Source organism: Kitasatospora putterlickiae, from assembly GCF_039527695.1.
GTDB classification, from domain to species: domain Bacteria; phylum Actinomycetota; class Actinomycetes; order Streptomycetales; family Streptomycetaceae; genus Kitasatospora; species Kitasatospora putterlickiae.
The window spans coordinates 1,479-8,356 of sequence record NZ_BAAAKJ010000140.1; the positions used below are offsets into that span (position 1 = coordinate 1,479).

General features: G+C 74.4%; 5 protein-coding genes. 2 read left to right on the forward strand and 3 right to left on the reverse strand.

Annotation, left to right across the window (positions count from 1 at the left end; genetic code table 11):
- Positions 1-33: 33 nt before the first annotated feature.
- Together ABD308_RS14980 and ABD308_RS14985 are read right to left on the reverse strand one after the other, a co-directional pair.
- Positions 34-834 carry an MHYT domain-containing protein gene (locus ABD308_RS14980; RefSeq protein ID WP_344333757.1) on the reverse strand — a complete coding sequence of 267 codons (801 nt, stop codon included), beginning with the start codon at positions 832-834 and terminating at the stop codon, positions 34-36.
- Between the two features lie 498 nt (positions 835-1,332).
- Entirely contained in the window at positions 1,333-3,573 is a 2,241-nt protein-coding gene (locus ABD308_RS14985) for a glycoside hydrolase family 3 C-terminal domain-containing protein (protein ID WP_344333759.1), read from the reverse strand.
- Between the two features lie 201 nt (positions 3,574-3,774).
- On the opposite strand from ABD308_RS14985, the gene ABD308_RS14990 reads away from it, so the two are divergent.
- Positions 3,775-4,425: a TetR family transcriptional regulator gene (locus ABD308_RS14990; RefSeq protein ID WP_344333760.1), complete on the forward strand. Its 651-nt coding sequence runs from the start codon at positions 3,775-3,777 to the stop codon at positions 4,423-4,425.
- On the opposite strand, the gene ABD308_RS14995 is transcribed toward ABD308_RS14990, so the two are convergent.
- Positions 4,418-5,008, reverse strand: a complete 591-nt coding sequence (locus ABD308_RS14995; RefSeq protein WP_344333761.1) for a TetR/AcrR family transcriptional regulator — start codon at positions 5,006-5,008, stop codon at positions 4,418-4,420. The two genes, ABD308_RS14990 and ABD308_RS14995, sit on opposite strands and share 8 nt — an antisense overlap.
- 208 nt (positions 5,009-5,216) lie before the next feature.
- On the opposite strand from ABD308_RS14995, the gene ABD308_RS15000 reads away from it, so the two are divergent.
- Positions 5,217-6,878: FAD-binding dehydrogenase (locus ABD308_RS15000; RefSeq protein WP_344333763.1), on the forward strand; the 1,662-nt coding region annotated here is incomplete at its 3' end.

Sequence of the window (6,878 nt, forward strand, 5' to 3'; positions counted from 1 at the left end):
CGCGCCGGGCCGTCCGGTTCATCCGGTGCCGGATCACCCCCGCCGTTCGAACAGCGGCACCCGTACCGGCTCCGGCCGGGGGGCGGCGGCCCGGCCCGACAGCGAGGCGTCCTGCGGCGACAGCATCAGGGCGATCCCGCCGAGCGCGAGCAGGACGAGGATCGCCACCGCGAGCGGGGTGATGAACTGCGAGGCGGGGAGGCCGCCGGCCGGGGCGCTGCCGTCGAGCACGACCGAGACCGCGGCCATGCCGGTGTAGTGCATGGCGACCACGGCGACCCCGGCGATCAGCGCCGAGGCCAGCGAGGCGAGCAGGCCGGTGATGTTCAGCGTCATCCACAGCGCGGCGGTGGACGCGGCCACGGCGATCGCGACCGAGGTGGCCACGATGGCCGTGTCGTAGGACACCTCTCCCTGGACGTGCATCGCCGCCATGCCGAGGTAGTGCATCGCGGCGACGCCCAGTCCCATCACCGTGCCGCCGACCAGCAGGGTGGACAGGCCGCGCGGCCGGTAGCCGACGTAGAGGATGCCGAGGCCGCAGACCGTGATCGCGAGCAGCAGGCTGCACAGCGTCAGCGGCACGTTGTAGAGGATGGTCGAGCCGGTGACGGTGAAGCCGAGCATCGCGAGGAAGTGCATCGTCCAGATGCCGCAGCCGATCTCGGCGGCGCCGAGCAGCAGCCAGCCGAGCCGCCGGCGCGGCGGCAGGTCCAGGGCGCGGACGGTGCAGCGGAGGCCGAGCGCTGCTCCGAGGCAGGCGACCGCGTAGGAGAGGACGGGATTGATCCAGCCGTAGTGGAAGCCGTCGATGGGGGCGGTATGGGTGTGCATGGAGGTACCTGAGCTGACCTGTGGTGGATGGACGGAGGCGGGAGCGGGCCGCGCCGTGACGAGGGCGGCGCGGTCCTTCCGGCTCCAGGGGTACACGAAGGACCGGAACGGCCGGGGAAGGCCGGCTGAAGGGGAATGGTCCACCGATCGGCGGCGCTCAGGTGCCGGGCCGCACCCGTTCCCGGTCGGTGTACCGTCACATCGCTCCTCGTGGGCCAGGGTTCGGCGACCCCTGCCGCCCGCCCGGTGTCGAAGACCACGGACGGCGCCGCGGAGGTGTCGGCGGAACCCCGCCTGCCTCTCGTGCGGGTCCATACTAACGACCCCCGCAGGTCAAGGACCGGGCGGGGGTTCTCCGGGGGATGTTTCGTGAAGGTTGGCGGAGGTGACGGTCCCTCGGCGGACGGACCGGTGCGGAAGTGACGCCGGGTGCGGTGAAGGGGGGAACAGGCCTTCCCCCCGGCCCCGGCCGCGGACCGGCCGGGGCGGGGGCGGCCGCTACCGCTTCCGGCGTTCCGCGACCTCCGTGACCAGGGCGGTGATGTGCGCGCGGGTCACGCCGAGGCCGAAGCCGGTGAACTTCACCAGCGGCACCTGGTGGGCGGCGGCCAGGAGTTGGGCGTCGCCCGCGGCCAGGGTGGTGGCGAACGGCAGGTCGGCCAGGTGCTCGGCGAGGACGGCGGAGCCGATCGGGTGCGCGAGCCACTCGCCCAGGCTGGACTGGTCGCTCAGCGGGTCGAGGACGCCGTCGCCGGGCGTCCGCAGCCAGCTGCGCAGGCGGATGTCGCGGGAGGAGGCGCCGACCTCGACGGTGAAGGTGCCGGGGTCCACCCGCCAGTCGCGGCGGCTCGTCGACCACCGGGCGAGGTCGCGGCCGGTGAGCTGGAACTCGGCCCGGCCCGAGGCGCCAGGTTCCAGGCGGAGCTTGGCGAATCCGCGCAGTTCGCGGCGGGGCCGGGTGGGCTGCGGCTCGTCGACGGCGAGGTAGAGCTGGACGACTTCGGCGCCGCCGCGCGCGCCGGTGTTGGTGACGGTGACGCGGGCGGTCCAGGCGTTCTCGCCGGTCCGCTCCACCTCCAGGTGGTCGTAGCGGAAGGTGGTGTAGCTCAGCCCGTGGCCGAAGGGGTAGGCGACGGGGAGGTCGACGGTGTCGTAGTGGCGGTAGCCGACGAAGCGGCCCTCGCCGTACACGCTCCGCCCGTCCTGGCCGGGGAAGTGCGGGTAGGAGGGGGTGTCCTGGAGCCGGAGCGGGATGGACTCGGTGAGCCTGCCGGACGGGCTGTGCGCGCCGAACAGCAGGTCGGCGAGGGCGCTGCCGCCGGCCTGGCCGCCGAGCCAGGCCTCCAGGACGGCGGCCGCGTCGTCCTGCCACTCGGCGACGGACACCACCGCTCCGTTGGCCAGCACGACCGCGACCCGGGGGCAGACGGCGGACACGTGCCGCAGCAGCTCCAGCTGTTCGGCGGGCAGCTGGATGTGGGTGCGGTCCAGGCCCTCGGTCTCGGAGCTGTCGGGCAGGCCGAGGAAGAGCAGCGCGGTGTCGGACTCGGCGGCCAGGGCCACCGCCTCCGTCGCCAGGGAGGGGTCGGGGGTGTCGTCCAGGGTGAAGCCGGGGGCGAAGGCGAGCGTGAGGGCGGGGCCGGCCTGGGCGCGGAGCGCGTCCCAGGCGGTGTCGACCCGGGTCGGGGTGACGCGGGAGCTTCCGTGGCCCTGGTAGCGGGGGGTGCGGGCGAACTCGCCGATGACCGCGAGCCGCTGCCGGGCGTGCGGGTCGAGCGGCAGCAGCCCGCCCTCGTTCTTGAGTAGCACGGCGCCGTCGCGGGCGGCCTCGCGGGCCAGTTCGTGGTGGGCGTCGGCGTCCCAGGCGGCGACCCGCTCGGCCCGGTCCACCCGGTCGCGCAGCCGCAGCACGCGCCCGGCGGCGGTGGCGACGGCGGACGCGTCCAGCCGGCCCTCCTGGACGGCGGTGACGATCTCGTCATCGGTGCCGGTCGGCGGCATCTCCAGGTCCAGCCCGGCGGCCAGCGCGGCGACCCGGTCGTTGACGGCGCCCCAGTCGGACATCACCAGGCCGTCGAAGCCCCACTCCTCGCGCAGGATCCGGGTCAGCAGCTCCCGGTTCTGGCTGGCGTGCACGCCGTTGACCCGGTTGTAGGAGCACATCACGGTGTACGGCTTCGCCTCGCGCACGATGTGCTCGAAGGCCGGCAGGTAGAGCTCGCGCAGCGTCCGCTCGTCGACCTCCGCGCTGACCCGCATCCGGTCCGTCTCCTGGTTGTTGACGGCGAAGTGCTTGACGCAGGCGCCGACCCCGAGCGACTGGATGCCGGTGACGACGGCGGCCCCCATCCGTCCGCTGATGTGCGGGTCCTCGGAGAAGTACTCGAAGTCGCGGCCGCACAGCGGGCTGCGCTTGATGTTGACGCCGGGGCCGAGGACGACGTCCACGCCGAAGGCGGACGCCTCCCGGGCGAGGGCCGCGCCGACGCGGTGCGCGAGGCCGGTGTCCCAGCTGGAGCCGAGGGTGACGGCGGGCGGGTAGCAGGTGGCGGGCAGGCTGGTGCCGAGGAAGGAGACGCCGGGGCCGTCCTCGGCGGGGCGGCGGATGCCGTGCGGGCCGTCCGAGAGGGTGAGCGCGCGGACCGTGCCGGGCACCGGGGTGGTGGTCCAGGAGGTCGCGCCGGAGGTGAGCGACGCCTGCTCGGCGAGGCTCAGGTCGGAAACCCGGTCGGAGGTCATGAGGGGTCCTGTTCTCTCTGCTCTGGGATGGGGTCAGGGGGGTGCCGGTCACGACGCGCCGGGTCAGCGGACCCCGCGCACCGGAAGGACGGACGGCTCCTTCGCCGTGCGGGTCGGGGGTGACGTCACCATAGCCATGAAAACTTAGGCACTCAAGGTTTTCATGCTCGCGACTCCGCCCCGGCCTCGTAGAATCCGCTCATGACCAAGCCCAGGGGCCCCTACGCCAAGACCTCCTCGAAACGGCGGCAGATCATCGAGGCCGCGCTCGCCGCCTACGCCGAGGCGGGCAGCCGCAAGGTGTCGGTGCGCGACATCGCCCAGCGGGTCGGGATGACCGACGCCGGGGTGCTGCACCACTTCGGCGGCCGGGAGGCCCTGCTCACCGCCGTCCTCGCCGCCCGTGACGCCGCGGCCGAGGAGCGGTTCGGGGCCTTCGAGGCCCGTGGCGCGGACGACTTCCTGCGCGTCCTGGCCGCCAACGCGTCCACTCCCGGGCTGGTCAAGCTCTTCGTGGACCTCGCCGCGGCCGCCGCCGAGCCGGACCACCCGGCCCACGAGTACTTCAGCGAGCGCTACGACCGCTACCGCCGGCGCTTCACCGAGCAGCTCATCGCGCATGCCTCGGCCGAGCCGTCGACCACCGCCGAGCGGGCGACCGCCGCGCCGGAGGCCGTGGACGAGGACCGCGCGGCCGAGGCCGCCTGGGCGGCCCGGATCCTGATCGCCGCGACCGACGGGCTGCAGCTCCAGTGGCTGCTCGACCCCGGCATCGACATGGCCGGGGACATCCGCCGCCTCACCGGCGTCCTGCTGGACGCCCTGGCGGAGCGGAGCCGGCCGGTCAGCTGACCGGCCCGCCCAGCAGCGCCTTCCAGCCCCGCCGGACCAGACCCGGCACGTCCACCGACGGGTCGTTCAGCCCCTGAAGCTGCGCCCCCTCGACGAGCGCCAGGAACGCGGCGGCCGTGAAGTCCGGGTCCAGCCCCGGGTCCACCGAGCCGTCCGCCCGCCGCGCCTCCAGGTGGTCGCGCACCGCCGCGCGGAACCGCTCGAACCGCTCCCGGAAGTACGGGTGCGCCGGATGTCCGGGGTCGAGCGAGGACGCGGCGAGGTGGACGTAGAGCCGCACCCGCGCCGGGTTCGCCGCGTTGGCCTCCATGACCCGCGCCATGAACTCGCCGGGATCGCCCGCCCCGGCCAGCGCGTCCCAGCGCAGCGCCGCCAGCTCGTCGGTGCCGCGCAGCAGCTCGGTGAGCAGCTCGTCCTTGGAGACGAAGTGGTGCATCAGCCCGGTCAGGCTCATCCCGCTCTCCCGGGCGATGGCGCGCAGCGACGTGCCGCGCTCGCCCTCGCGGGCGAACACCTCGAAGGCCGCCGCCAGGGCGCGTTCACGCTGCGCCCGTCCCTTGGGCGTGGAGCTGCGGTTGGCCACGGGGGGAGTTTATGCGACCCGCCGCGCGTCTCCGCGGGTGAACCCTTGTCGGGAAAAACCGAACACTGTACTGTTTCGGACACCTCCCGACCCCGAAGCGACACCCGGGCGCCGACGCGCGCCCGACCGGCCGCCGACTCCGCGGACCGCGCGCCCACCGCCCCGCCCTCCGCGCGGGCCCGTGCCGGCCCTTCCCCGAGGAACACCCATGGACACTGACGTCATCATCGTCGGAGCCGGCCTGGCCGGACTCACCGCAGCCCACGAACTCACCTCCCGGGGACGCCGGGTGATCCTCGTCGACCAGGAGAACGTCGCCAACCTCGGCGGCCAGGCCTGGTGGTCCTTCGGCGGCCTGTTCCTGGTCGACTCGCCCGAACAGCGCCGGATGCGGGTCAAGGACTCCTTCGACCTCGCCTGGAGCGACTGGCAGGGCAGCGCGGGGTTCGACCGCCAGGACGACGAGGACCGCTGGGCGGTGCGCTGGGCCCGGGCGTACGTCGAGTTCGCCGCCGGGGAGAAGCGCTCCTGGCTGGCCGGGCACGGGCTGCGCTTCCTGCCCACGGTCGGCTGGGCCGAGCGCGGCGACCTGCGCGCCGACGGGCACGGCAACTCGGTGCCCCGCTTCCACGTCGCCTGGGGCACCGGGACCGGCGTGGTCGCGCCGTTCGCCCGCTCCGCCCGGCAGGCCGCCGCCGACGGGCTGCTGACCTTCCGCCACCGCCACCGCGTCGACGAACTCGTGGTCACCGACGGCGTGGTGACCGGCGTGCGCGGCCGCGTCCTGGCCCCGGACGACTCGGCGCGCGGCGTGGCGTCCAGCCGCGAGGAGACCGGGGACTTCGAACTCTCCGCCCAGGCCGTCGTGGTGGCCGCCGGCGGCATCGGGGCCAACCACGACCTGGTCCGCGCCCACTGGCCCGCACGACTGGGCACCCCGCCCCGGCACCTGGTCACCGGGGTCCCGGCCCACGTCGACGGGCGGATGCTCGGCATCAGCGCCGAGGCCGGGGCGCGACTGGTCAACAGCGACCGGATGTGGCACTACACCGAGGGCCTGCACAACTGGAACCCGATCTGGCCCGGCCACGGCATCCGGATCCTGCCCGGCCCCTCCTCGATGTGGTTCGACGCCCTCGGCCGCCGCCTGCCCGAGCCCTGCCTGCCCGGCTACGACACCCTGGGCACCCTGCGCCACCTGCGCACCGACCCCGAGCTGACCGGGTACGACCACTCCTGGTTCGTGCTCACGCAGAAGATCATCGAGAAGGAGTTCGCCCTCTCCGGCTCCGAGCAGAACCCCGACATCACCGCCGGGGACCGCAAGGCCTTCGTGCGCGAGCGCCTGCTCGGCAAGGGCGCGCCGGCCCCGGTCGAGGCGTTCAAGCGGCACGGCGAGGACTTCGTGGTCGCCGCGACCCTGGAGGACCTGGTCGCGAGGATGAACGCGCTGACCGCGACCCCGCTGCTGGACGCGGCGCGGATACGGGAGCAGATCGAGTCCCGCGACCGGCAGCTGTCCAACCCGTACAGCAAGGACGCCCAGGTGCAGGGCCTGCGCAACTCCCGCCGCTACCTGGGCGACCGCCTCGGCCGCACCGCCGCCCCGCACCGGCTGCTCGACCCGGCCGCCGGGCCGCTGATCGGCGTCAAGCTGCACGTGCTCACCCGCAAGACGCTCGGCGGCATCCAGACCGACCTCTCCTCCCGCGCGCTCGGCGCCGACGGCGCGCCGGTGCCGGGGCTCTACGCGGCCGGCGAGGCCGCCGGGTTCGGCGGCGGCGGGGTGCACGGCTACAACGCGCTGGAGGGCACCTTCCTCGGCGGCTGCCTCTTCTCCGGACGGGTCGTGGGCCGCGCGGCGGCGCGG